Origin of the sequence: Runella defluvii, assembly GCF_014195535.1 — a bacterium.
Lineage (GTDB): Bacteria > Bacteroidota > Bacteroidia > Cytophagales > Spirosomataceae > Runella > Runella defluvii.
Map to the genome: position 1 here is coordinate 482,527 of NZ_JACIBY010000005.1, position 25,790 is coordinate 508,316.

General features: G+C 47.4%; 11 protein-coding genes. 4 read left to right on the forward strand and 7 right to left on the reverse strand.

The window, feature by feature from the left end:
* Positions 1–38: 38 nt before the first annotated feature.
* The 3 genes from FHS57_RS14625 to FHS57_RS14635 all read left to right on the forward strand — a co-directional run bounded on the left by FHS57_RS14625 (position 39) and on the right by FHS57_RS14635 (position 16,788).
* Positions 39–14,444: an Ig-like domain-containing protein gene (locus FHS57_RS14625; protein ID WP_183974819.1), complete on the forward strand. Its 14,406-nt coding sequence runs from the start codon at positions 39–41 to the stop codon at positions 14,442–14,444.
* A 42-nt stretch (positions 14,445–14,486) separates the two neighbouring features.
* Positions 14,487–15,860, forward strand: coding sequence for a glutamine synthetase family protein (locus tag FHS57_RS14630; protein WP_183974821.1), 1,374 nt, complete (start codon positions 14,487–14,489; stop codon positions 15,858–15,860).
* A gap of 250 nt (positions 15,861–16,110) precedes the next feature.
* Positions 16,111–16,788 (forward strand): superoxide dismutase, encoded by a 678-nt coding sequence (locus FHS57_RS14635; protein WP_084332294.1) that lies wholly within the window; start codon positions 16,111–16,113, stop codon positions 16,786–16,788.
* 79 nt (positions 16,789–16,867) lie between these two features.
* Here FHS57_RS14635 and FHS57_RS14640 read toward each other — a convergent pair whose 3' ends face one another.
* A complete protein-coding gene (locus tag FHS57_RS14640; RefSeq protein ID WP_310586995.1) occupies positions 16,868–17,380 on the reverse strand; it encodes a hypothetical protein in 513 nt (170 codons plus the stop codon).
* 216 nt (positions 17,381–17,596) lie between these two features.
* Here FHS57_RS14640 and FHS57_RS14645 point away from each other — a divergent pair, with 216 nt between their 5' ends.
* Positions 17,597–18,760: an FG-GAP repeat domain-containing protein gene (locus tag FHS57_RS14645; protein ID WP_183974825.1), complete on the forward strand. Its 1,164-nt coding sequence runs from the start codon at positions 17,597–17,599 to the stop codon at positions 18,758–18,760.
* A gap of 239 nt (positions 18,761–18,999) precedes the next feature.
* Here FHS57_RS14645 and FHS57_RS14650 read toward each other — a convergent pair whose 3' ends face one another.
* The 6 genes from FHS57_RS14650 to FHS57_RS14675 are packed head-to-tail and all read right to left on the reverse strand — an operon-like array spanning position 19,000 to position 25,790.
* Positions 19,000–20,139 (reverse strand): glycosyltransferase family 4 protein, encoded by a 1,140-nt coding sequence (locus FHS57_RS14650; RefSeq protein ID WP_183974827.1) that lies wholly within the window; start codon positions 20,137–20,139, stop codon positions 19,000–19,002.
* Entirely contained in the window at positions 20,117–21,109 is a 993-nt protein-coding gene (locus FHS57_RS14655; protein WP_183974829.1) for an SGNH/GDSL hydrolase family protein, read from the reverse strand. The genes FHS57_RS14650 and FHS57_RS14655 overlap by 23 nt, the downstream gene beginning before the upstream one ends.
* 23 nt (positions 21,110–21,132) lie before the next feature.
* Positions 21,133–22,701: a hypothetical protein gene (locus tag FHS57_RS14660; protein WP_183974831.1), complete on the reverse strand. Its 1,569-nt coding sequence runs from the start codon at positions 22,699–22,701 to the stop codon at positions 21,133–21,135.
* Positions 22,702–22,719: 18 nt separating this feature from the next.
* Complete coding sequence (locus FHS57_RS14665) at positions 22,720–24,018, reverse strand: hypothetical protein (protein WP_183974833.1); 1,299 nt, start codon at positions 24,016–24,018, stop codon at positions 22,720–22,722.
* A gap of 8 nt (positions 24,019–24,026) precedes the next feature.
* A complete protein-coding gene (locus tag FHS57_RS14670; protein WP_028523106.1) occupies positions 24,027–24,743 on the reverse strand; it encodes a glycosyltransferase family 2 protein in 717 nt (238 codons plus the stop codon).
* Positions 24,744–24,755: 12 nt separating this feature from the next.
* Positions 24,756–25,790, reverse strand: coding sequence for an acyltransferase family protein (locus FHS57_RS14675; protein ID WP_183974835.1), 1,035 nt, complete (start codon positions 25,788–25,790; stop codon positions 24,756–24,758).

A 25,790-nucleotide genomic window follows, 5' to 3' on the forward strand; every position in this document is an offset into this window, starting at 1 on the left:
TTGGCTAAGTCTGAGATAGGCTTAGTCAACTCGTGTGAATGTTTCATAGAATCAAAACGTTAGTAACGGCATTTTCTGTTCTTTCGGCCTTGTTATTGGGCTCGATACGCTACAGTTTTGCCCAAACTTGCACAGGAAGCCTTGGTGACCCAGTAGTAAACATCACGTTTGGCACAGGAACAGGCTATACCACCTTGCCAACTTCGGCCACAGGAGCTAGTACCACTTATACTCAACAAACCAACTCATGCCCTAATGACGGCAACTACACCGTCACGAACAGTACTTTTTCTTGTTTTAGCAATTCTTGGTTTGATGTAGCCGAAGACCACACCCCTGGTGACGTCAACGGTCGGATGGCTATTTACAATGCTTCTTACACAATCGGCGAGTTTTACCGCCAAACCATCAGTGGACTTTGTGGAAACACTACTTACGAATTTGCGGGCTGGATTGCCAACTTACTTAGACCATCAGCCTGTAGCGGTGGCGGAATAGACCCCAATCTTACCTTCCGCATCGAGTCTCTTTCGGGTACACTTCTCGGCTCTTATAGCACAGGAAATATCCCAGAATCGTCTTCACTCACCTGGAAACAGTACGGGTTTGTTTTTACAACCCCTGCCAGCCAAACCCAGGTTGTTTTAAAAATCATTAACAATGCCGCAGGTGGATGCGGAAACGACCTACTTCTTGATGACATTACGTTCCGTCCTTGTGGCCCCACTATTTCTGTATCGGCCAATGTGCCTAGTATCTGTGAAGGCGGCAATGTAAGCCTAAGTGGCTCTATTTCACCAGGCTATAACAATCCACAATTTCAGTGGCAACAAAGCAGCGACAATGGAAGCACTTGGACGGATATTGCGGGAGCTACTTCGCTCAATACCTCCGTTTCTTCGGCACCTGCTGGAACAAAATATCGACTACTAGCCGCAGAACAAGGTAATATTAGCATTGGGTATTGCCGCATCGCCTCCAACCCAGTTGCGCTTACGGTATATGCTATCCCGAAAGTAACATTACCTACGGCTTCGGGAACACCGCTTCAATACTGTGCTGGCACTTCTGTTGATTTAACAGATTTTACTTCGACCCCAGCCTCTACCTTCAGTTGGCAACTCAACAACACCGCCATCGGGCTGAGTTCTGGCAGTGGTACGGGTCAAGTTCCCGTATTTACGGCTACCAATGCCACGAACTCCCCCATTACGGGTACGTTTACCGTTACGGGTTCGGCCAATGGCTGTATAAGTCAAGCACAAACCTTTTCGGTTGTTATCAACCCCAAACCTTCCGTCAACTTGGGGGTTGACCAAGCCATTTGCGCGGGTGGCTCGGCTACAATCACAGCCGCAGCCAGCGGAGGAACTCCCAATTACAGTTACAGTTGGAGCAATGGCGCGAACAACAGCGCCAGCCAAACCGTTTCGCCGAGTTCAACGACTATCTATACTGTCACAGTCACCGATACCAAAGGCTGTACAGCCACCGACGACATCAAAATAACGGTAAATGCCCTTCCGAACATTACTAGTCTCACCAAAACAGACGCCATTTGTTTTGGTCAAGCTAACGGAACCATCACCGTCACTGCCACGGGTGCATCCCCGTTACAGTACCAACTCAACAATGGTGCTTTTCAAAGCCAAAACGTTTTCAATGCCGTTGCTGCTGGCACCTATAATGTCACGGTAAAAGACGGGAACGGCTGTACGACCACCAAAAATATCAACGTCAATCAACCCAATCCCATGACCGCGTCTGTGACGGTCAAGAACGTGAGTTGTTTTGACGGGACAGACGGTGCCATTACCGTCGATGTCAACGGCGGAACATCGCCTTATTCTTATACTTGGTCAGATGGCAGTACGGGAGGCAGTAGCATTGTAGGACGCCCCGCTGGAAATTACACCGTCACCGTCACCGATGGTAAAGGCTGTACGACCACCGCCACAGCTACCATTACCCAGCCCATCCAGATAAGCATTACTGCCAACCTCACCCACGTCACCTGCAACGGAGGCGCTAATGGGAAAGTGGATATCACCGCCACGAGTATTACCTCCATTAAAAGTTACGAATGGAAAAACAGTGGAGGAACAATCATTGCAACCACAGAAGACGTTGCTAATCTTGCCGCAGGAACCTATACCGTGACAGTCACTGATAATGACAACTGTAAGGTTTCAGCAAGTTATACCATTACCCAACCTACGGCCATTTCAGCCACGGCTACGCCTACCATTGCAACCTGTTTTGGGGGAAATGATGGGAAAATTAGCCTAACCGCCAGTGGCGGAACGGGCGGCTTGGTGTATGCCCTTTGTAGCGGAAGTAACTGTACGTCTTTTGGCGCGACCCAAACCAGTAATCAGTTCTCTGGCCTTACCGCAGGCACTTACCGCGTGCGTGTTACCGATACCAACGGCTGTAGTACCACTACCCCCGACGTTGTGGTGGGTCAAGCAGCGCAGCTTACCGCATCCGCTTCCAATACCTCCCCTGCTTGTGTAGGCGGTAGCGTTATTTTGTCAGCTGCAAACGCAGGAGCAGGCGTAAATTACGAGTGGAAAAACGCCAGTGGAGCTATTGTGGCTACTGCCCAGCAGTTTACCCTGTCAAATGTTCAATTGGCACAGGCAGGTACCTACACGCTTCGCGTATATAATGCCAATAATTGCCAAAATACCACCACTACTTTGGTCAAAGTAAATCCCACGCCTGATGTAAATGCTGGTGCTGACCAAACTATTTGCGAAGGGACAGCTGTCACCTTGAATGCCACGACGGTAGGCGGAACAACACCTTATACGTATAGTTGGGACAATGGTTTGGGAACAGGAGCAGCGAAAACCGTTAGCCCTACGACTACCACAAGCTACATTGTCAGCCTAAGCGATGCCAATGGCTGTACAGACCGCGACACCGTCACAATAACAGTCATTCCTAAACCTCAACTTTTTACCTTAACCGCGCCAAGTGATTTGACCATTTGTGCGGGAGTGAACGGCATCCCATTGACCCTAAGCGGCTCGCAAACGGGTGTTTTGTACGAGCTTGTTCGCAATACCGTCAATATAGGACAGGGGAAAATGGGGACAGGTTCGGCCTTGTCAATGGGCAATTATTTTGGAGGAACGTACCAAGTAAAAGCAAGCACAACCACCAACCCAGCGTGTTCGGTGATGATGAATGGTAGTATTACGGTCAACGAACTGCCGCCCATCTCTGGCGAACTACAAGCGCTCGATGATACCGTCTGCGTTGGAGAATACATGTTATATACTGCTGTAGCATCAGGAGGTAGCGGCACAGGTTATACTTATACGTGGCAAGACGGCCAAACGGGCAATCCTCGTTCTTTTACCACCAACGATTATTTATTGGTAGAAGTGGTCATCACCGACAGCCGAGGATGTACCCTTAAACGCGCCGCCGATTTACGCATTGCTCCTCCTGTTACGGTTAATCTATCAGCCACTCCAACGCCCATTTGTGCGGGACAACCTGTCACACTTACGGCTAGTGCTACGGGGGGCGCAAGTACGCTTACCTACGAGTGGGAAAACGGCAGTACCGCAACCACGCGCACGGTGAATCCTGCAACTACTACAACATACAGCATCAAAGTAACCGATAGCCGCGAAGGTTGTGTTGAACAAAAAAACACAACAGTAACGGTTTTCCCTCAACCCCAACTTTATAACGTCACTGGTGGAGGTGCTTACTGTGCAGGAAGTCCAGGCGTATCTGTAGGTCTGAGTGGTTCAGAAACAGGTTTTTTATACCAACTAAAACGAAACGGACAAAATGTAGGTACTGCGGTTTCAGGTACGGGTGCTGCCCTGAATTTTGGCCCACAAACACCCACAGGAACCTACACCGTGGAGGCGCGTTCAACAACCTCTCCCGTTTGTGCTGCCACGATGAATGGCAATGTCGTTATTTCCATCAAAACCAAACCTGAGATTTCGGCTTCAGTAGCGCCCAATCCCGTTTGCGCAGGACAACCTGTTAGTTTTACAACGACCTCGACCATCGCCAACGCTACCTACACTTGGACGGGACCAAACGGTTTTACCAGTACTGACCAAAACCCAGCCATTGCCAGCGCCACCACCTCAAATACAGGAACTTACACCGTTATTGCAACAACCGCCGAAGGTTGTTCTGATACAGCTTCTGTTTCTTTAACGGTAAATCCGTCGCCGATAGCCAGTATTACTGGGCCGAGTAATTTGTGTATCAACAACTCAATTACCCTCAATGGTAATCCAAACGGAGGTACCACTCCTTATACACACACGTGGCTAATTACATCAGGGGCTAGTTTATTAACCCTAACCAATAATAACAATGGTACGGCCAACATTACCCCAACTGGCACAGGTGTCGCTACGACTTCTTACCGAGTCACCGACGCCAACGGTTGCCAGTCACCCGTTGTTACCTATAGTTTAGGCATCAATGCAGCGCTACCAACGGCCACCGTGTCGGCAGGAGCGCCTGCCAACTTTACTTCTTTGGTAGGTGTACGTTACCGTTCATTTGGTTTGCCCTCCGAAAAAGAGTTATACGTAGGAATCCCAGATTTAGGCATCGCCCCACCCCGCCGAGCCCAAACGGATGCCAGCTGGCGTTCGGGCAACAACGACGTTACCTTTGAATATGACCCTGCCACCGATGTACTCAAAGCAAGCATTGTCAACAGTGCCGGTACATTTACGCTTACGTACCCCAACGTAGCGGCGGCTATAAATACGTATCGTTCGGGACAAAATAGCTGTGCCATGAACGTCATGCAGCTGGTAGTAGGTAGTCAAAATGAACCTACAGGAAGTGTAGCTTTTACCAACGTAGTGCTCAACGGGAACGCCGTTGGCAACTTTAGTGGCGCAGGTCTTAGCAGTTGGACCATCAGAAACGTGGACTTTGGGATGGGTTTCAAACTTTCAGGAACCATCGTGCTGACAGGTACTCAACCAACTTCAGCAGAAAGCAACAAAGTAGAGATTTTGGTAGGCAATGATCAAACACCGTTGGTCTTTGGCTGTATGTCGGCCAACGAAGTTTGCGAAGGGCAAAAAAGCACCGTTGCCTTCTCTGGATTACGTCCCAATACTACCTTTAATTTAAAATATTCGATTGGTGCTACCAATAACCTAACCGCCTCCGTCACCACCGATGCCCAAGGCAATGCCTCATTCCAAACGGCAACCTTGACATTAAGCCAGAACGGGGCCTTGCTACGCATCGACAGCGTTCAACGTGCCGTAGGTGGCGCTTGTTTTCTTCCCATTGCCTCTAACAATACCACGGTATTGGCAGTCAATCCCAACCCTGTTGTTGCCATCACTACCACTGACAATTCGGGCATTGCCAACAATGACGCTATTCTTTGCGAAGGCGCTTCGACAACCCTAACTGCCTCAGGCGGTGGAACGTACCTCTGGAATACGGGCGCTTCTACTTCGTCTATCACCGTTTCTCCTGCCACCTCAACCAGTTATTCCGTAACGGTCACGAGCAATAAAGGTTGTCAAACGGTCAAAAACCAACTCATTACGGTTTATCCTAAACCCCAACCGACAGCCGCCAACAGTGGGCCTGTGTGTATAGGTGAGAAAATTACGTTTAACGCTTCGGGCGGTACGGCGTATCAATGGACAAATGCGGCCAATAGCGTTGTTTCAACGGCGGCGAGTTTTTCTTTCGACCCCGCAACGCTTGCGCAATCGGGTATTTATACGGTCAAAGTCACCGACGTAAACGGTTGTAGCCAAACCACTACCACGGAGGCAGTCATCAAAGACCGCCCCATTGCCCAAGCCACTTCTAATAGTCCAAAATGCGCTGGTCAAACCCTCATGCTCTCTGCGGCAGATGCGGGGGCAGGAGCTACCTATGCTTGGTCGGGGCCTAATGGCTTCAGTCGAACCAACGAGCAAAACCCAATCATCACCCTTGCCCAACCCCAACACAGCGGCACGTACCTTTTGACCGTCACTCGTAACGGTTGTAGTAGCACCACCACGGTGGACGTGACGATTTACGAAAACCCCGTTGCCAATGCCCTCACTAACAGCCCTGTTTGCGAAGACAGCCCGCTTAACTTTACCGCCCAACATGCGGGAACGGGCGCTCAATACCAGTGGAAAAATTCAGCTGGAACGGTTCTGAGTACTTCTGCCTCATTTAGCATTGCCAAAGCAGCACTTACCGATGCTGGAAAGTATTTTTTAACCGTCACAAAAAATAATTGCGTAAGTGGCGATACAGTAGAAGTAATCGTAAAGCCATTGCCCAACGTAACTGTACAAGCCAATACCCCGCTGTGTTCGGGACAAACGCTACAGTTTACGTCGGTGACAAGTCCAGCGGCGACCAAGTATGAGTGGGCGGGGCCAAATAGCTTTACTTCTCCCGACCAACATCCCAAAATCGAAAACGTCACCACAAGTGCAACGGGCATCTATGAAGTCATTGCTAGTTTGAACGGTTGCCGTGATACTTCCCGTATCAGCGTGACCGTCAACCCAACTCCGATTGCGGTGGCGTCGGCGTCGTTGCCTGTTTGTGAAGGTGGAACAATCACGCTTACTGCGGCCAATGCGGGAAGCCTAGCTCAGTACGAATGGACAAATGCCGCAGGTACGGTGGTAAGTAGCAGTTCTTCGTTTGCTTTGACCAACGTTGGAGTCGCCGATGCGGGGGTGTATCGCCTCAAAGTAACGTTAGGTGCGTGTACCAACGAAGACACTGCGGTGGTCGTTATTTACCCTAAACCAAAGCTTACGATTGTAGGCACTTCTTGTGCTCCTAATTTGAAGTCATACCGAGTTGATGTCACGGTTGAAGGTGGAATTTTAGCTTCGTCGGCGGGAACCATTACGCCTACGGGAGCAAACGCCTATACCATTTCAAACGTACTTCCGTCGGTCAACCCACTTTCGGTAAGTGTGACATCCGACAAAGGTTGTTCGGTCTCTCAAAATGTCACAGCGCCCAATTGTTCTTGCCCCGTGGTCAATGCTCCAAGCAGCGGAGGAAATAAGAAAATTTGCCAAAACGAAACGATACCGACACTTTCGGCCAACGTTGGCTCCAATGAAACTGTCGATTGGTACGAAACCTCTACGGGCGGGACGCCCATCGTTCAGGGAAGTGAAACTTTTACCCCAACGAACGCAGGCATTTATTACGCCCAAACCCGCAACCTCATTCACGATTGCGTGAGCAGCACCCGTACGCCCGTATCACTCACCATTGTAGCACTGCCAAAACTGGTGATTGACTCCACCGTTTGCAGCACGGATTTATCAAACTTTGTGGTATGGTTAACCACTGAGCTTTCGGGCGTAACCGTCTCCTCATCCGAAGGCACCGCCGTTAATTTTACCAACGGCCGTTACGAAATCATTGGCGCTAGTCCGTTCGGAACGCCAAACATAACCATTACCGTAACCAATGTAGATGGTTGCAAAACACAGGTAATTCTCAAAAAACCTGATTGCCTTTGCCCCGACTTGGCTGCTCCTGTCAATGTTGGTGACAAAGAAATATGTTTTGAACAAACGAACCCTTCGCTCGAAGCCACCGTCAATGCCAACGAAACCGTCGATTGGTACGATGCGCCGATGGGCGGCAACAAAGTAGCCACGGGCACACTCCAGTACACGCCTACCCAAGTAGCCGTGGGTACGCATACTTTTTATGCCGAAACCCGCCGTACCGACATTACAGTTCGTACTTGTGTTAGCAACACCCGCACGGCCATCAAACTAACCATCAAAGCCTTGCCTGTAGTAGCGGCTAGTTCCAACAGCGCGGTTTGCGAGGGCACTGATTTACAACTAACAACGGCAGCAAACGCCAATGCTACTTACCTCTGGAGTGGGCCAAACGGTTTCAGTGCTTCTACCCGCAGTCCATTGCGTACCAATGCCCAACCTAGCATGTCAGGCAACTACATCGTGACCGTTACGGCCAATGGTTGTACGGTTCAGGATAGCACCACCGTCCTTGTTAAGCCTTTACCAATAGTCAATACCACAGGCATCGTTGTCTGTGAAAGTAGTCCATTTGTATTAAAAACGCCTGCGGTTCTTGGCGCCACATACGAATGGCTTAGTCCTACCAACCAAGTGGTTTCAATTGACTCTTTGTACTCCGTAACACACGCATCTCTAAGCCAAACGGGAACGTATCGAGTAAAAGTAACTTTGGACGGCTGTGTTCAGCAAGATACTGCCCAGGTTACGGTCACGCCTTTACCATTGACCCAAGCCCTTTCTAACGCTCCCATTTGTGCAGGAGATACGCTATTTTTATCCGCCGCAAATGCAGGTTCGGGTGCTACCTACGCATGGCAAAAATTAGCCACTGGCACCGTTGTTGGCAACCAACGTTTATTCAACATCCCCAATGCCCAAACAAACGATTCGGGCAAATACGTACTTACGGTGAGTCAGAATGGTTGTGAAAACAAAGACACCATTGATGTGCTTGTCAAACCATTGCCAACCTTTGCCATCAGCAGCAATAGCCCCATTTGCCACGGCGATACCATCAAGTTGTTTACCAACGCCCCACCAATCGGCGCAACCTTTGAGTGGTCTGGCCCCAACGAGTATGTGAGTTTTCAACAAAACCCAATCATTACCCCTGCCCGCCCTAATTTGAGTGGTTTGTACCAAGTCACGGTGAAAGTTAACGGTTGTGTTAAAACCGACACCTTGACCTACACCGTTTTCCCACTTCCTGTGGCCAATGCCATCAGCAACAGCCCTATTTGCGAAAACGATACCCTTCGTCTTACGGCCCAAAATGCAGGAATCGGCGCTATTTACGAATGGCGGAAATTGGGCGGAAATGTCATCAGTACCCAAGCCACTTTTTCCCAACCCCTTGCCCAACTCGCTGACGCTGGAAAGTACCTACTCAAAGTAAGTCTCAACGGCTGTGTCAACTACGATACAATCGATGTTTTGGTAAAAAAACGTCCCGTTTTTACCCTCAGTAGCAATTCCCCCATTTGCGAAGGTGATAGCCTTCGACTATTTGTGCAGGGAGCACCGCAAGGAACCACCTTTGCTTGGTCGGGGCCAAAACAATTTTTAGCGATTGACTCGGCAGTGGTTCGTGCCAATGCTAGTCTCGACATGAGCGGGGTGTATTTGATGACAACAACCCTCGGCAGTTGCAGCGTTACAGACTCGATTCGAGTCACCGTTAAAGCCCGCCCATCGGTCAATGCCCTTTCAAATAGCCCCGTCTGTGAAGGGCAACAATTACAGTTGACCACAACCGCCGTCAATAATGCCTCTTATGCTTGGCAAGACCCTAATGGCGCAGCGATTGGTACGTCACCGCAAGTGACCATCAACGGAATGCAGCCCCTACAAAGCGGGAAATATACAGTAATGGTTACGTTGGATGGCTGTGTACAAACCGACACCGTAACCGTAACGATTAAACCTAAACCTACCTTTACGGTCGATTCGGTTGTTTGTGCACCATCATTGAAAGTTTATACAATTTACGGAAAAACAAACGGAACTGTTGCCAGTCCTTCGGGAACGTTATTACAGGTAAGCGATGGGCGTTTTACCATCAGCGAGCTTTCTGTAGGAACCAACACTTCGTTAGTCTTTAGCAAAAATAGCTGCGACACTACGTTTACCGTTTCATCACCCGTTTGCCCTTGTCCCACCGTAGCTATTGCAGTGACACCTATTAGCCAAACGATTTGTGAGGGAGATACGCTTCAAACCATTCACGCACTTGTGAGTGCGGGCGTCACAGCCGATTGGTACGATGCCCCCACGGGAGGAAATTTAATTGCTTCTGGCACGCTTACCTTCAAGCCTTCTATGGCGGGGAAAGTCTATGCCGAAGCTCGCGCCGAACTATCTGGCTGTTTAAGCAACTCAAGGGCCTCGGCCGAAGTGATTATTCACCCAATCCCTTCTTTTACGGCCCAAACAATTTCGACTTCATGCGACGGCTTAGATGCTCGCAAAGACGGACAATTAATCATCAAGGAGATTACCAACGGACTCCGTTATGATTTTTCGGTCGGAAGCACCTACACAGGAACTCAAACTTTTGCTACTGCTCAGGCGATACCTGCGGATGGGGTTTTGGCAGATACGCTGTCTAACCCAATGACCCCGCGCACTTACACCGTTCGGGTTTTTGACGCGACGGGATGTTACGCCGACCGAGTAGCGACTTTAGCCCGCCGCGATTGTATCTGCCCTACGCCTCCATTTGTTGTTCCTGAAAGCCAAAGCGTTTGTGAAAATGACACATTACGCACCATTCGTGGTTTTGTAGAGCCAGGGGTTACGGTTGATTGGTACGACGAGCAAGGTAATTTACTCAAAAAAGGGTCTATTTTCTTTAAACCCACCAAAGCAGGAATCTATTACGCCGAAGCACGTGATACCTTGTCGGGTTGCAAAAGTTTGGGACGAGTTCCTTCGTATGCTTTTATCAATCCAATGCCGTCGTTTGACCTTGTCGTTACCAGAGGTACTTGCGATGGTACCGATGTACGCCCCGACGCCAAAATCACCATCGTTGACGTAAAAAATGGCAAACGCTACGATTATACCAAAGGAACGGTTTATGCTGGAAATAAAACTTATGATAATGCCACGGACATTCCTACCGATGGAATTGCGTTAAAAAACCTAGTGAATCCGCCTGCCACCGAATTTTATAGCTTCCGCGTTTTCGATAGCACAGGCTGCTACACCGACTCTACCGTGGCCTTCGAGCCGCGCATTTGTGAATGCCCCAAACCGCCGTTTGTCGTTCCCGAAAGTCAAGCTGTTTGTGAAGGAGACACGCTACGAACGGTACAAGGCTTTGTCGATTCGGGCGTGACGGTCGATTGGTACGATGCGCCAACGGGCGGGAACCTTCTCTTGCGTGGTTCGATTTTCTTCAAGCCTACGCAGTCAGGTATTTATTATGCCGAAGCCCGCGATACACTCACCAACTGCAAAGGTTTGGTACGTGCCCCATCGTATGCTTTTGTCAATGATTTACCGTCATTTGACCTTGATGCACAGAAAGCATCTTGTACAGACTTTGTTGCCCAAAATGATGCCAAAATAGTACTCAAAAATCTCAAAAATGGCAGTCGTTTCGACTTTTCAGTAGGCTCTGTTTACGTTGGGAAACGTACGTACAATGATGCGTTCGACATCCCCGCCGACAGTGTTCTTGTTCAGAACATTGCCAATCCTGCCACTTCCCAAACCTTTACAATTCGTATTTTTGGTGAACCAAATTGCTTTACCGACAAAACAGTTACCATTGCTCGCACCGATTGTGGTTGTAATCCACCTTCGTTCGACCTCGTTGTCACCCGAGGTAGCTGCGACGGAACTACCGTAAGACCTGACGCAAAAATCACCATCGTCGATGTAAAACGCGCGAAACGTTACGATTTCTCCAAAGCAAAAACTTATACAGGTAACAAAACCTACGACAACGCCACCGACATCCCTGCCAACGGCGTGTTCCTCAGCAATTTGCCAAACCCCGCTGCCACCGAGTTTTATACCGTAAGACTCTTTGATAGCACAGGTTGCTATACCGACTCCACCGTCGCTTTTGAACCACGCATTTGCGAATGTCCTAAACCCGTGTTCGTTGTCCCTGAAAGCCAAGCCGTCTGCGAAGGCGATACCCTCAGAACCGTCACTGGCTTCGTCGATTCGGGCGTGACCGTCGATTGGTACGATGCCCCAACGGGTGGAAATCTCCTATTGAGAGGTTCGATTCTGTTCAAACCTACCCAAGCAGGTATCTACTACGCCGAAGCCCGTGATACGCTCACCAACTGCAAGTCAACTTCGCGCGCACCTTCATATGCCTTTATCAATGAATTACCGTCGTTCGACCTCGTCGTCACCCGAGGTAGCTGCGACGGAACTACCGTAAGACCTGACGCCAAAATCACCATCGTCGATGTAAAACGCGCAAAACGTTACGATTTCTCTAAAGCAAAAACTTATACAGGTAACAAAACCTACGATAACGCCACCGACATCCCTGCCAACGGCGTGTTCCTCAGCAATTTGCCAAACCCCGCTGCCACCGAGTTTTATACCGTAAGACTCTTTGATAGCACGGGTTGCTATACCGACTCCACCGTCGCTTTTGAACCACGCATTTGCGAATGTCCTAAACCCGTATTCGTTGTCCCTGAAAGCCAAGCCGTCTGCGAAGGCGATACCCTCAGAACCGTCACTGGCTTCGTCGATTCGGGCGTGACCGTCGATTGGTACGATGCCCCAACGGGTGGAAATCTATTGTTGAGAGGTTCGATTCTGTTCAAACCTACCCAAGCTGGTATCTACTACGCCGAAGCCCGTGATACGCTCACCAACTGCAAGTCAACTTCGCGCGCACCCTCGTATGCCTTTATCAATGAATTACCGTCGTTCGACCTCGTCGTCACCCGAGGTAGCTGCGACGGAACTACCGTAAGACCTGACGCCAAAATCACCATCGTCGATGTAAAACGTGCGAAACGTTACGATTTCTCTAAAGCAAAAACTTATACAGGTAACAAAACCTACGACAACGCCACCGACATTCCTGCCAACGGCGTGTTCCTCAGCAATTTGCCAAACCCCGCTGCCACCGAGTTTTATACCGTAAGACTCTTTGATAGCACGGGTTGCTATACCGACTCCACCGTCGCTTTTGAACCACGCATTTGCGAATGTCCTAAACCCGTGTTCGTTGTCCCTGAAAGCCAAGCCGTCTGCGAAGGCGATACCCTCAGAACCGTCACTGGCTTCGTCGATTCGGGCGTGACCGTCGATTGGTACGATGCCCCAACGGGTGGAAATCTATTGTTGAGAGGTTCGATTCTGTTCAAACCTACCCAAGCTGGTATTTACTACGCCGAAGCCCGCGATACGCTCACCAACTGCAAGTCAACCTCGCGCGCACCCTCGTATGCCTTTATCAATGAATTACCGTCGTTCGACCTCGTCGTTACCCGAGGTAGCTGCGACGGAACTACCGTAAGACCCGACGCCAAAATCACCATCGTCGATGTCAAACGCGCGAAACGTTACGATTTCTCTAAAGCCAAAACTTATACAGGTAACAAAACCTACGACAACGCCACCGACATCCCTGCCAACGGCGTATTCCTCAGTAACTTGCCAAACCCCGCTACCACCGAGTTTTATACCGTAAGACTCTTTGATAGCACAGGTTGCTATACCGACTCCACTGTCGCTTTTGAACCACGCATTTGCGAATGTCCCAAACCCGTGTTCGTTGTCCCTGAAAGCCAAGCAGTCTGCGAAGGCGATACCCTCAGAACCGTCACAGGCTTTGTCGATTCGGGCGTGACCGTCGATTGGTACGATGCCCCAACGGGTGGAAATCTCCTGTTGAGAGGTTCGATTCTGTTCAAACCTACCCAAGCTGGTATCTACTACGCCGAAGCCCGTGATACGCTCACCAACTGCAAGTCAACTTCGCGCGCACCCTCGTATGCCTTTATCAATGAATTACCGTCGTTTCAGGTGACGACCAATCGCTCGACTTGTAACAATTCGGCCGCTCAAAACAATGGCAAAATTGCGTTGACTCGTCTCAAAAATGGAACAAAGTATGATTTCTCCGTAGGCACCTCTTATACAGGTAGTAGAACCTTTGACACTGCTCTTGATATTCCAAGGGATAGTATTTTGGTTCGTGATATTCCTAATCCAGTTTCGTCCCAAAGCTACACCATCCGTATTTTTGGAGAACCTAATTGCTTCACCGATACGACCGTCACTATCACAAGCGTAGATTGTAACTGTAATCCTGCAACCGTTTCGGTAGTGCCATCCAGCTTTACGATTTGCGAAGGCGAGCCTTTCCCCGTTTTAGTGGGCGCCGTTGGGACAGACATAACCGTCGATTGGTACGACAAAGATGGCCACTTACTTAAAGCCAATTCACTTACCTACCAGCCTAACTTCTTTGGCGAATTTTATGCCGAAGGGCGCTCGCTCGTGGTAGCAGGCTGCGTGAGTAGCGCTCGTACCAAAGCCGTTGGAGCGAAAATTGGGCAACCTACTTTTACTTTGACTACACGCCCTGCCACTTGCATTGGCGATACGGTGCTGAGCGATGGGCAAATTATAATTGAAAACCTAAAAGACGGCGAGCGGTTCGATTATTCACTAGGAACATCCTATCGAGGAGGAGCGACGTACGAAACGGCGCAACCGCTTCCTACTGACGGAATTATAGGCGCGCTATCCAATGTTAACCAATACTATACCGTTAGAATTTTTAATCGTTGCGGGCTTTTCTACGACGTCACCATCCAAACTACGCACAACGATTGTAGTTGCGACAAACAAAATTGTTTGCCTCTTCAAATGAAAATGAAGAAAAAAGGGAAATAACCTTTTGAGGTTTTTGCCTAACTTGGGGCAAAAAATAACACCATGTCTAAACCTCAGGGCCTTTTAACCATCGAACAGCTACGAGATGCTGTCCAACAACAAACCATTGAAACCATCATTGTTGCTTTTACCGACCACTACGGACGCCTCGTCGGGAAGCGGTTTGATGCCGAATATTTCGTCAACGACGTTTTTGAAAGCGGAACACACGGATGCAATTATCTCCTCACAACCGATATGGCCATGGAGCCCGTTCCAGGGTATTCTTTTGCCAATTGGGAATTGGGTTACGGCGATTTCCATTTAGTTCCGGATTTGTCCACCCTTCGGATTGCTGCTTGGCTCGACCGCACGGCAATGGTTATTTGTGACGTCAAAAATGAGAAAACGCACGAATACGTCGATATTGCCCCTCGTTCTATCCTTCGAGCTCAACTCGAAAAAGCCAGTGATTATACCGTTTTTGCGGCGTCCGAATTAGAATACTATTTGTTCGAGAACTCCTTCCGCGAGGCCCATAACCAAGCCTATCACAACCTCAAACCAGTAGGCTGGTACATCGAAGATTATCATATTTTACAAGGCACACGCACCGAAGCTTTCAATGCCGCTGCACGACGTTATTTGAAACAGTCGGGTGTGCCCGTTGAAACCTCTAAAGGAGAATGGGGATTGGGGCAGCACGAACTCAACGTCCGTTATTCAGATATTTTGGACATGGGCGACCGCCACGTTGTCTATAAGCAATGCCTCAAAGAAATTGCAGAAGCCATGGGTTGGAGCGTGACGTTCATGGCCAAATTTGCCGCCGACCGCGCAGGCTCAAGCTGTCACATTCATATTAGTTTATGGCAAGAAGGTCAAAACGCCTTTGACGGCGATACCCAACTAGGCCCCGTAAAAGGATCCGATGTATTTCGCTGGTTTTTGGGAGGATGTATCAAATACACCCCTGATGTAATGGTATTTTATGCTCCTACCATCAACTCCTACAAACGCTACGTGGACGGCTCATGGGCACCCACGCGTCTGGCCTGGAGTTATGACAACCGCACAGCGGGCTATCGGGTAGTAGGCCAAGGAAAAAGCTTGCGGATCGAATGCCGCATTCCAGGTGCCGACTGTAACCCTTATTTGGCTTTTGCAGCCTTATTAGCTTCAGGAATGGAAGGCGTCAAAAACAAGATTGAACCACCTGCCCTTTTTGATGGTGACATTTATGCCGCAGCTCACTTGCCGCGTGTTCCTTATACATTGGCTGAAGCAATCGACATTTTTAGCCATAGCCCTTTTGCCAAAGAAACATTTGGGGAGCGCGTTGTAGAACACTACACCCATTTTTATCGTACCGAGCAAGCAGCATTTAATTCATCGGTAACGGATTGGGAACGTAAACGGTATTTTGAACAAATCTAGGAGGTTAGGCAGGGCAAAAAGATACTATTTTCAAATTTTTTCTTGAAATAGTTCATTTATTAAAATAATTTTGTACCTTTGTAGAAGTTATTCCTAAACCCTTCCAGACATTTATACTTATAAAAGACCTTCTGACTTCGGGCAGAAGGTCTTTTATTTTTGATTAAAAACAACTTTGTTCGCTTTTCTTGCGTTCTATTCTGCGTAATATTGCACCTCATTCACGTTTCAACCATTCTTTTATACCACAATGACAACTAATTTTCTTAGAAACGCACTTGTAGTGGTTCTTACAGCAGGGTCGTTGCAGGCAATCGCCCAATTTACGCAAGCCCCGCTTCCGTACGCTCCCGAAGCGCTTGAGCCTAGCATCGACAAAGCAACGATGGAAATTCACTACGGCCGTCACCACAAAGCATACATCACCAACCTCAATACGGCCGTGGCAGGAAAGCCCGAAGAAAAATTGAGCATTGATGCTTTGGTAAAAGGAATTACGAAAGAAACGGCTCCTGCCATCCGCAACAATGGCGGAGGTCACTGGAACCATACGTTCTTCTGGAACATCATGGCCCCAGGCAAAGGAGGCATGCCTTCGGGAGAATTAGCCGCAGCGATTACCAAAGAATTTGGTTCATTCGACGAATTTAAAAACAAATTTAAAGCTGCTGGCGCGGGTCGTTTTGGCTCAGGTTGGGCTTGGTTGATTGTAAAAGACAAAAAACTTGTCATCACTTCTACCCCAAACCAAGACAACCCACTCATGCCCGTAGCTGACGTGCAGGGCGCACCTATTTTAGGGATTGACGTGTGGGAACACGCTTACTACTTGAAATATCAAAACAAACGCCCTGACTACCTCGATGCGTTTTGGAACGTTGTTAACTGGGACAAAGTAGCCGAGCTTTACGCAGCAGCGTCAAAGTAAGCTCCCAACTAATTTTTGCTCATAAAAAGAGGCGGCCCGTAAACGAGCCGCCTCTTTTTATGATTCTTCGTTCCAACGATTACAATTTGTCGTCGGCTTTCAAGTATGTCTTATTCCCGTTTGAATTGATGTAGTATTGACCACCGCGAGGGCCTTGGTAAATCGTACGACCTTTGTCGTCTTTACCCATCGTTTTATCAGCACCTGCTACCTTCTTGCGCGTGTTTCCATCAGCTTCCTTGCCATCATCCTCTTTCGCTGCAGGCTTCACCTTCGTGCCCTTGCTTTTTTTATCAGCGTTGTCGGCTTTGTCTTCTTTCTTATCAGCCTTGTCCTCCTTCTTGTCTTTTTTGTCTTCTTTCTTATCCTTCTTATCTTCTTTTTTGTCAGCCTTGTCTTCTAACTTGTCTTTTTTGCCCTTGTCAGTTTTGGCATCTTTCTTGTCCTCTTTTTTATCTTTTTTGTCTTCCTTCTTGTCTTTTTTATCTTCTTTCTTATCCTTCTTGTCCTCCTTTTTATCTTTTTTATCCTCGGCTTTGTCTTTTGCTTTTTCTTTCTTTTCCTTTTTCGGTTTTGTTTCGGTTTGTGCCACGCTATCTAGCGTTACGCCAAAGCACAAAAGGATGATTAACAGGGCGAGTAACTTTTTCATTTTGTGTAAGATTGAGTTTAAATAGTGGTTTTATTGGTTTGGTCAAATGTATTGCAATTTTTCACAATTTAAGAAAAGATTGTGCTTTTTAATTGCTTTTTAAATCATTAGACGCCCGTGCGTTTCTCATCGTCACACTTTCTAATTTCTATGCCAATGAAAAAGCTACTTTTTGCACTTATCCAACTATCCACGGCCTCACTTTTTGCCCAATCCCCTGTCCCCAATTTTAAAATACAAGTCATTGACAATCAAATCAGTATTGGTTACGGATTGGCCATTGGCGATGTAGATGGCGACCAACGAAAAGATATTTTACTCGCCGACCAAAAAGAGATTGTTTGGTATAGAAATGGTGATTGGAAACGCTTTGTCATGGCAACAAATCTTACTACTAAAGACAACGTCTGTATCGCCGCCCGCGACATCGACGGCGACGGTCGTGTAGAGGTAGCCGTAGGGGCAATGTGGAACCCCGCCGAAACCAAAGACATCACCCAATCGGGAGCAGTTTTTTATTTGATTCGCCCCAAAGACCCCACTCAGCTTTGGGAACCCGTACGCCTTCACCACGAAATCACTACCCACCGAATGCGTTGGGCAAAAGTTGACAAAAATAAATACCAGCTCATTGTAGCGCCGCTTCACGGATTGGGAAATTCCAATGGTGAAGGAGTAGGCGTAAAACTATTGGCGTACGATGTTCCTAAAAATCCAAAACAGGCTTGGCCTTATCACCTGATTGATTCCACGCTGCACATTACGCACAATTTTGAAATTTGGGAAGACAAAGACGCGACCCGCCTTCTGATTGGCAGCAAAGAAGGTGGTAAGGTAATAAGTTATCAGAAAGGACAGTGGACGCCCACGCAGCAATGGATAGGCGAAGGAACGGGTGTGGGTGAGGTACGTCGCGGATATTTGCCCAACAAAAAGCCTTTTGTGGCCGCCGTGAGTCCTTGGCATGGCAATCAGCTTGTGGTCTTGGATACTCAAACCAACACAAAAAAGGTGCTGACCACGCGCCTCAATCAAGGCCACGCTTTGACTTGTGAGGATTTTTTGGGAACGGGTTCTTCACAAATCGCGGTAGGGTGGCGCAACCCGAACGCCGATAAAAAAGTGGGCGTGCGGTTGTTTGTTCCTAAAGATGCCAATGGTGAAAATTGGGAAGAGTTCACGTTGGACGAAAGTGTCATGATGGCCTGCGAAGACCTGCAAGCCGCCGACCTCGACAATGACGGCGATTTAGACCTTATTGCATCGGGGCGTTCTACGCTCAACGTCTTGGTATATTGGAATCAACGTATTTTAAAATAACCAGACCCTCCAAGTTTTTACTTCGTAGCTAACCAAACTTGGAGGGTCTAATCCAATAACGAAGCCAGCCCCTCCAAGTTTTCACTTCGTAGCTAACCAAACTTGGAGGGTCTAATCTAATAACGAAGTCAGACCCTCCAAGTTTTCACTTCGTAGCTAACCAAACTTGGAGGGTCTAATCTAATAACGAAGTCAGACCCTCCAAGTTTTCACTTCACAGATAACCAAACTTGGAGGGTCTAGTGTCCCAAACTTTTGATTCCTCGAAGCATTTCGTGGGCAACTTTTTGCGGTTCAAAATCAGCTACTATTTGCCTTGATTTTTCTCCCATTTGAGTCAAATTTTCAGCATTATCCACAAAAAGGCGCAACTTATTCACAAAATCAGGCAACAGATATGGGTTAAATACCCAGCCATTTTTACCCACTTGTACCAAATCGTCCACGCAGCCCGAAGGCTCCGACACCAATACAGGCAGGCCGCATATCATGGCTTCGTTGACCACTAGCCCCCAAGGCTCCGACTCGCTTGGCAGCACCAACACATCGGCTAAAGCTAGGAATTCGGCTACTTCGTACCAAGGTACGCCCGCCTCAAATCGAACGTTCGGAATTGTCGCGGCCATCGTTTGTAGTTCCGCTTTTTGTTCTCCTTCTCCCAACAGTACTAGTCCCCAGTCGGGCGCATTTTTCTGTACTTCGGCAAAAGCTTGGAGCAGCAGTGGCAGGTTTTTGGGCGGAATCAATCGACCTACAAAAATGAAGTTATAAGGTGCCCAATTTCGGGCGTTTTTACGGCTTTCTCGTTGGGCAAACGCGCGGTGGTAATGTTCTAAAATGACATCATTATCGACAATAGCGGCCCTTTGCGTCACTATTTGAGCGGATTTGACACCCAATTTTTCCAAGTACGCAGCCGAAGATTTCCCAAAACAGAAAAAGACGTCGGCCTGACTCAACAAAAACTGCTTAAATCGCTCTTTGAGCCCCATCCGAACGTGGTCGCGCACGTTCGATTCGTTGGAAATTACCACGTTAATACCCCGCAGTTTGGCATAAAAAAGCAATACCCACTGTGCAGGATCGTACCAGCCCGTGAGGTTCAGCACATCAGGACGGTAGGCATGAACTTTCGCCAGTAGGGCTTTGGTTCGCGCCCAAAGACTCACTTGGTCGAGGGATGTTTTAAAAAGTATTTCGTAGTCGTAATCGTACCGAAAAGCCTCTGCCTCGCCCATATTGGCCCGACTTTTTTCAGAAAGTGCAATTTGCACCACCTTAATTTCAAGCCCGTATTGAGGAGCAAAACGGTGTAATTCACTGAATAACTTGGACTTGTAGTGTGCCCAAAGTTGATTATGGACGATGAGAACGCGCATGTTGGGCAAAATAAGCGTCGAGGTATTGTTTCAAAACAGGGTACAAATGTTTGGCCATAAACGCTTGTCCCTTGGCATTATAGTGAATACTGTCAAAATCAGGATTACGGAAAAGGTCTTTGGGCGGATGCAGTTTGAGCTCATCAATCACAGGAATGTGATTTTTTCGGGCAAACGCCAAAATCTCTTCTCCTTGGCTATCGTAACGATTTTGAGCAATTTCGGGTAGTTCAGGATGCAGGTACATAAAAAATGGAATCCCCATGGCTTTGGTCGTATCGGCCAATTGTTGATAACCCGTATTAAAGGTCGTTCCAAATTTATGAATTACGTCGTTCGGTGCGTGTTGGGTAGCAGGTGCCAACCATTCTTTCAACGGTGCTTCGATGTAATGATAAATAAACAACGTGTAAATGTAGCGGTGCCAAAACTCGTACAAGGCTACTTTATATTGTTTATTGGGATAATTCGGGTTTTCACCCACCAACTTATGGTGGCTCATGTTGTCGTAGGCATCGTGGCTACTTGTCACCAAACCGATGACATCTGCGCCAAAGAATCCGTTCTTTTTCAAAAACGCAAAAGCATTGTCAGGTCCCCACGACCCCGCCGAAACGTTCAGCACACGAACGGGCTGGTGGTAATGTTCCGTAAATTGTTTTTCTAACAATGTTGAAGCTAATTCCTCGTGGCTGGTAGGGTTTCCACCATTGATAACTGAGTCGCCAATCAGCAGCACGACCGTTGTGTCGGTAGGGTTTATTGGCTCACTTCGCATCGAAAATTCGTTTGTTTTTACCACGTTTCGGAAACGAAAGCGGTACTGATTTGGGGCAAAAACATACTCAAAATCAGGGTCTTCGATGTAAAGTGGCGCATTACAAAAGCCAAAACCAAAGCGCAAAATCAACTCAGACAGCCCCAACAAAGCCCCCAAAATCAATCCATACTTGCGCCAATTTTTCTTCATTGTAGTGTATTTAAACGAGCCTTTTATAGCCCTTCGTAAATCTTAAATCGTTTCGTTTGTTTCACCAAACGGAATGTATAACCAGGAAACTGGGCTTGCAGCGACGGGTTGGTGGGAAGCTGTTCGTACGCTTCGTGAACAAACGCGTAGATATTGCCTGCTTTACCTTCGTATTTGTCAAAAATAAAGCCACATCCCCGCGCAAATTTGTAATCAATACTTCCTACCAGTTTGCGGGCATGAATCGCATCGACATTCATAGACCCCGACGTAAAATACAGAATATTCGCTGGTTTATCGACCGAATGAATAAAAGCAAGGTCTTCGTCGGAGGCATGGCGTAAAGCAAACCCTGACGTTCCCGTCGCCGATTCACGCGTAATTTCTATTTTCTTCAACACAAACGTACTGAGGCCGTAACCCGTATTCAGAATCAATAATAACCCTAAAATACCCACTCGGTACGAAGTAGCAATGGGTTGTTGGAGCGCCGCCACAAGCAAAGGCAAAAATAGATAAGCTACGACTTTGGTATGGCGGTATTCGATAGATATATCGGCGCCTTTGTTGTACAGCAATAAAAAAACACCGCAATACACGACATAAAACCCCACAAATACCGCTCTAGCTGCCACATAGCGCGTCTCCAAGGCAATTCGAATCATTGCCACAAAACCTACCAATAGCAACACATAATACAACCCATGCCCCCAAAGCGGAAAACTCGTGCGCTGAAGTAATTGAGGATAGATTTCGGCAATACTAAACCAGTGGGTCAGCGGATAGGTAAGCGTTTCAAAAGAAGCCCAAACCATTTTAAACGGTTGGCTCGTACTCGTAATCGGGCTAGTGCCTAAAGCTACAAAACCAAACTGCGTAATTCCTAAATAACAAACGATGCACAGCCCTACGACCAGTACAGTCACCAAACTCGGGGTACGTAATTTTCGGGTTTTTGCAAGGTCTGACACAAAAGCAAGTCCTGCGCACCCGCCCAGCGCGGCAAAGCCAATGGTATAGGCTGACTTTAAGAAAAAGCTAACCAACGAAAGCAACAACAGCCCAATAAAGAGCTTCAGCGGAGCAGAGCGGTATTTAAGATAATACCAAATGGTCCAAGATTGACTCCCAAACAGCAGCAGCTCTCCACCCGTGTAATTCAGAAAATTGATGGTAAACAAGCGAGAGGTTGCCATCAAAAACAAGCAAAGCCCAATGACGAGTTCGTCGAAGCCCAACTCCCGATAGACAAAATACCAGCCGACCAATCCTGCTATCGAAAACAAAAGCGTTACCCAAATACTGGCCGTACCCGTAGAAATGCCCAACAACTGACTCATTACGCCAGGAACAGCGTATTGTCCTGGACTCCACCACGTTAGAAACAACTCTTTATTTTGTACAATGTCAGTAGGTGAAGGAATGGCCAATTGATTCAATGGCCCACCATTGACCATATCGTTCCATACCGACAAACCAAACCCCGGGTCTTCTCCCAATACCAATGCAACCCAAAAACCACTTATCGTAAATGCAATCAGCAATACCCCAAGCAGCCATCGACTGGCCAATATTTTGTTAAAAAGAACCATGTAAAACAAAACGCTACCTTAGGCAGGTTGGGGTTGAAGGGGTTTGATGGAAGAATCGCTTGAATAAATTCCGAAGAATCGGATGTAAAATACATAAACCAACCACATACTCAAGTCGATGGGGCGAGCTCCCGAAAATAACGCGATTAGGACGATAATGGAAAAATAGGCCATGAACAACGAAAGGTCGTTGGCAGGTTTAAAGAATTGCTGTACCGCAATAATGCCCATTACAAAGAAGAAGCTATTGAAGAGAATAAACCCTAAAACACCCTGATTTACGAGGGCTTCGAGCGCTGGCACATCAAAAAACTGAGATTTATAGCCCTCGCCAAATAAAATAAGGCCGATAGAGCCTTCGCCCAAAAACTCTTCAAATACGTATCTAAAACTATACACACGGTTGACAGACGAATAATCAATTTCTGCTGATTTTTGATCTACTTCAACCCCCGTAACGGTATAAATCACCTTCCCAAAACGCGTAATAAATGCCTGTAAATATACCTCTAGGGCATAGGAAGCAAAGGCAAACTGAGATAGCAACAACGCCACAATTCCGTAAACGGCTGCGACTAGACCCAGCGTTCGCATCTGAAATACCGATTTTATTACGCTTTTCCCGTGAAAGGTCAAATAAATAACGGCCATCACACCAAGGGCAATCAAACTGGTGTTCGTACGGGCCAAAATCAATACACCCACCGAAAAGATAGCGACCAAATAATAGAATATTTTAACCAAGACACTCCTCATACGAGCAGCCACGATAAACGACGCCAGAATCCCGCAAAGGGCATTGTTGGCATAGGCGTGCGGGTTACTATTTTGGGTATTTGCGGCAAACTTAATCGCGGCCCGTTCTCCAAAAGTCCAGTGCGGGTCACGCGTGAGGCTGTACAAAAGCCCCGTACTTGCCAACAACGAATAAAAGACCATGACAATCAGAATGATATGGACTTTATTATTGGGATAGTACATGGAGGCAAACAAAAAAAGCAGCGGGATAATGTACGTCAGAGTTTCGCGGAGTCTTTCGGGCTCGCCATTGATACTTGGATAGTATTTCCAATACAACCACCCCAATACAATAAATCCAAACCAACATGCAAAAAGCATTCGATTGGGCAAATAAATAGTACGAAAGATATTGATAGGCATCAGTAGCAATAAGCCTAGCCCCCAATATAAAATGGTAAAGGTACTCCCACTAGGCCCCACCCCAAACCCATCACGAAGGATGAATACGATGGGGTAAGAATTCCAGAGCATGTTTACTCCTAGTGCCTGACGGTAGTATTTAAAATCGTCTAACATAGCTGTTGTTATTTAAACAAGCCGTATCTCAAAATACAGTAAATCGCCCTAAAGCCGTCTTTCCAGTTAATTTTTTTGCCTTCGGCATACGTTCTTCCGTAATACGAAACTCCTACTTCATAAATACGGATGTTGGGAATGCGCGAAATCTTGGCCGTGACTTCTGGTTCAAAACCAAAGCGTTTTTCCTCTAAAGATAACCCCTGAATCATATCGGTACGGAACAGCTTGTAGCAGGTTTCCATATCGGTCAGGTTGAGGTTGCTAAACATATTGCTTCCAAACGTCAAAATTTTGTTTCCGATGGAATGCCAGAAAAACAAAATTCGGTGCGCTTTTCCACCCATAAAACGCGACCCAAAAACCACATCAGCGTGGCCGTCCACGATGGGCTGGAGCAAAATATTGAACTCCTGAGGGTCATACTCTAAGTCCGCATCCTGAATCACCAAGTACGTTCCAGTAGCTCGGCGAATTCCTGTATGCAGTGCCGCGCCTTTTCCTTGGTTTACCTCGTGTTTGAAGTAGGCCAATTCTACCTGTGGATTGTTGGCCTTAAACGCCAAAATCTGGGCTTCAGTACCGTCTTTTGAACAGTCATTGACCACAATTATTTCTTTTTCAAAACCTCCAATCAACTCTACAGATGCAACAGCCTTCAATACCGTTTGAATCGTTTTTTCTTCGTTGTAGGCTGGAATGATGACACTAAGCTTTTGATTCACAAGTAACTACTATTAAAGTGTTTGATACGATGCCTTTCTGTTTTTGTACCACACACGTAAGTACTGCAACGAAGGCTTTTCAATAAAATAGGTAATGGCCGTAGCCAACACGAACGCTGCGGCCAAAGCTACGGTGCTCGCTTGTACAAACGACCACCCAAATTTATCTTTTAATACTGTGATTACCCCTACCGTAAAATAATGGTGAATCACGTATAGACTGTATGAAATTGTTCCTAAGTAAAGCGTGACGCGGTTATTAATCCACTCTAACTTATGACTCACGAACAAGAAAAAGAGTACAAAATAAACCGTGGTAGTAACACTATATTCCCAAAAACTCAGAAATAGGTTGCTACGTCCTGTTTTATCGTACAAATATAGCGTAACTCCGTAGGCAATTGCTACTCCAACTAACCTCCATCTGTCATATCCTTGGGTGAACATTTTGTAAAACAAGATACCCGCCCAGAAAAGCTGAAAATGGTTCAGTAACGGAAACCCTTTCAATATCGCTTCATAAACACTGGGAGCTGCCACCCGCACCCATCCGTGGAGGATAATTTGAACCATTACTAGCCCCAATCCATACCACTCCAATCGTCCAAGCTGATTGAGCCAAAGCCCTAAAAGCATGACGCCATAAAAAAGCATTTCGACAATCAATGTCCAATACGACCCGTCTAAGTCCCTGATACCGAAGTAATATTGGAACATCGTCATGTTGGCAATGTATTCCCCCAAGCTGATTTGACTGTACCCTAACCAGCTCCCAATGGCCATAAAAAGTGCCGTGAGGGTTACTGCGGCCCAATACACAGGGTACAATCGTGAAAACCGAGCCACTACAAAATCAAGCACACTTTGGGTTTTGTTGAGGGTCAAAAAAATGACAAAACCACTGATAATAAAAAACAAATCGACGCCCGTTGCGCCCCAATTCAAGTGAAAAGGAGCATCGTACTGGTGCAATGTCAGGTGAAAAAGCACCACTGCCAGTGCTGCCACTCCCCTAAATGTATCCAGTGTTGCTAGTCGTTGATGCAT

Coding starts and splice junctions, on each gene's coding strand:
- FHS57_RS14635 (WP_084332294.1), top strand. CDS start 16,111: ATGACAACTAATTTTCTTAGAAACGCACTTGTAGTGGTTCTTACAGCA.
- FHS57_RS14655 (WP_183974829.1), bottom strand. CDS start 21,109: ATGAAGAAAAATTGGCGCAAGTATGGATTGATTTTGGGGGCTTTGTTG.
- FHS57_RS14630 (WP_183974821.1), top strand. CDS start 14,487: ATGTCTAAACCTCAGGGCCTTTTAACCATCGAACAGCTACGAGATGCT.
- FHS57_RS14650 (WP_183974827.1), bottom strand. CDS start 20,139: ATGCGCGTTCTCATCGTCCATAATCAACTTTGGGCACACTACAAGTCC.
- FHS57_RS14645 (WP_183974825.1), top strand. CDS start 17,597: ATGAAAAAGCTACTTTTTGCACTTATCCAACTATCCACGGCCTCACTT.
- FHS57_RS14665 (WP_183974833.1), bottom strand. CDS start 24,018: ATGTTAGACGATTTTAAATACTACCGTCAGGCACTAGGAGTAAACATG.
- FHS57_RS14660 (WP_183974831.1), bottom strand. CDS start 22,701: ATGGTTCTTTTTAACAAAATATTGGCCAGTCGATGGCTGCTTGGGGTA.
- FHS57_RS14625 (WP_183974819.1), top strand. CDS start 39: ATGTTTCATAGAATCAAAACGTTAGTAACGGCATTTTCTGTTCTTTCG.
- FHS57_RS14675 (WP_183974835.1), bottom strand. CDS start 25,790: ATGCATCAACGACTAGCAACACTGGATACATTTAGGGGAGTGGCAGCA.